Source organism: Paenibacillus sp. SER-28, assembly GCF_052906305.1.
On record NZ_JBRECM010000046.1, the window covers coordinates 1 to 418 of the forward strand.

Sequence of the window (418 nt, forward strand, 5' to 3'; positions counted from 1 at the left end):
GAACTCGCATTCTGGAGGGAAATGGAACAAGGCGCATATCAGCCGCTTCCAAAAGACGAGTCCCCTTCTCATTCCTTAAATAGGGACAGCGAGGACATTACAGTTACGTGGACAACTCAGGAAACGGAGCAGCTGTTAAAACAAGCGCATCGTGCTTACAACACGGAGATGAATGATTTGCTGCTTACCGCATTGGGACTGACGATTCATCGCTGGGCGGGCCTGGAACGAGTGCTCGTGAGCCTGGAAGGCCATGGACGGGAATCCATTCTGCCAGAACTGGATATTACGCGTACCGTGGGCTGGTTTACGACTCAATTCCCAGTTGTGCTCGATATGAGCGTGGGGCAAGACCTTTCACAGCGCATCAAACATGTGAAAGAAGGACTACGCCGCATTCCGCAAAAGGGCATTGGCT

The 418-nt window shown here is 51.9% G+C and carries 1 protein-coding gene; it reads left to right on the forward strand.

Translation table 11 applies throughout. The features are described 5' to 3' along the window. Positions 1 to 418 (forward strand): condensation domain-containing protein (locus ACUYLD_RS25505; protein ID WP_446676230.1); only part of this gene is annotated, 418 nt, incomplete at both ends.